The sequence below is a fragment of the Oleiphilus sp. HI0132 genome, assembly GCF_001635845.1.
On sequence record NZ_LWGJ01001512.1, the window covers coordinates 1 to 1,428 of the forward strand.

The 1,428-nt window shown below is 43.1% G+C and carries 2 protein-coding genes; both read left to right on the forward strand.

Annotated elements, in window-relative coordinates; translation table 11 throughout:
- Positions 1–298, forward strand: a 298-nt coding sequence (locus A3766_RS23285; RefSeq protein WP_197479701.1) for a DsbA family protein, incomplete at its 5' end; no start/stop codon positions are given.
- Positions 299–440: 142 nt separating this feature from the next.
- On the forward strand, positions 441–1,310 hold the full coding sequence (locus tag A3766_RS23290; RefSeq protein WP_068509233.1) for an endonuclease/exonuclease/phosphatase family protein: 870 nt from the start codon (positions 441–443) through the stop codon (positions 1,308–1,310).
- Positions 1,311–1,428: the final 118 nt, after the last annotated feature.

A 1,428-nucleotide genomic window follows, 5' to 3' on the forward strand; every position in this document is an offset into this window, starting at 1 on the left:
GAACCCTAAGAAGTATAAAGACGTAGACGACATAAAAGTTTTGTTTATGGATAAAGGCATAAAGTCTGAAGACTTTGATAAGGTATTTGAGGCCAGTGGGTTTAGAAAGATTTCCAAGATAGATGAGGCGATCAAAAAAGCTCAAGACAAGATCAAGAAGTTGCGTATTACAGGTGTACCGGCTTTGATTGTTAATGGCAAATACAAAATCGGTGTTCGTGACGCAGGCAGCTTTGGCAATATGGTAAAGATTGCGAATTATCTGGTTAATAAAGAACGAGAAGCTAAGAAGAACTAGTGCCGGATTTGTCGTTTTTAAGAATGGGGTGATGAGCCCCATTTTTTTTGCCTTGAGAAAATCATAAGGGCCGCTTATGCTGTTGTTAAGGCCGATTAATGTGGTAATGAATAGTCGTCGTGAAACAGGGTAATTCTAGTTTATGTATCAACGAATCAAACATCGTATCAGTGAACTGATTACGCCGATCAATGAGTCGCTACAAAACGCAGCATCGCAACAGGTGCACCCTGAAGAACTGAAAAAGACCCCGTTTCTTGAAACAGACAAAACGATTCGACTATTAACCTTCAATATTCAAGTGGGTATTTCCACCTCTTCCTACCGTCACTATCTGACACGTAGTTGGCAGCACGTTTTGCCTCACAAAAAGCGGCAAGACAATCTGGATAAAATTGCTGAGCTGATTAGTCAGTACGATATGGTGGCTTTGCAGGAGGTCGATGGCGGTAGCTTGCGCAGCGGATTTATTAATCAGGTCGAATACCTTGCGAGTAATGCAGGTTTGCCGTTTTGGTATCAGCAGTTAAATAGAAATTTTGGTCCTGTAGCAAAGCATAGTAATGGCTTGTTAAGTCGTTTCCGGCCAATCAAGGTTGAAGAGCATCGCTTGCCTGGCTTAATACCTGGCCGAGGCGTGATTGTTGCCGAGTACGGAAAAGAGGAAGATCCGATCGTATTGGTGATTATGCACTTGTCGCTCAGCGATAGTGCCCAAAAACAGCAGCTACGTTTTGTTCGGGATTTGGTTGATGACTATAACCATGTGGTGTTGATGGGCGACATGAATACCCATGCCGAGAAAATACTGCATGACTCTCCGCTAAAAGGAGCCGGCTTGGTGACTTTGCCGGGCGTATCTCATTCATTTCCTAGCTGGCGCCCTGAAAAGGCCTTAGATCATATTCTGGTGAGTCGTAGCCTATTGGTTAAGAGGGCGGGCGTGGTAACGTTTCCGGTATCTGACCATTTACCCATCGAATTAGAGGTAAAACTACCCAAAGGCTATTAGCTTGAAACTTTGAAAATATAGACATAGACAGGCACAAAAAACCCGACAATAAAGTCGGGCTTTTCAATGGAAGCAATAAGCTGCCTACCTCGAAAGGTAGAAAATCTTACTTGATTTT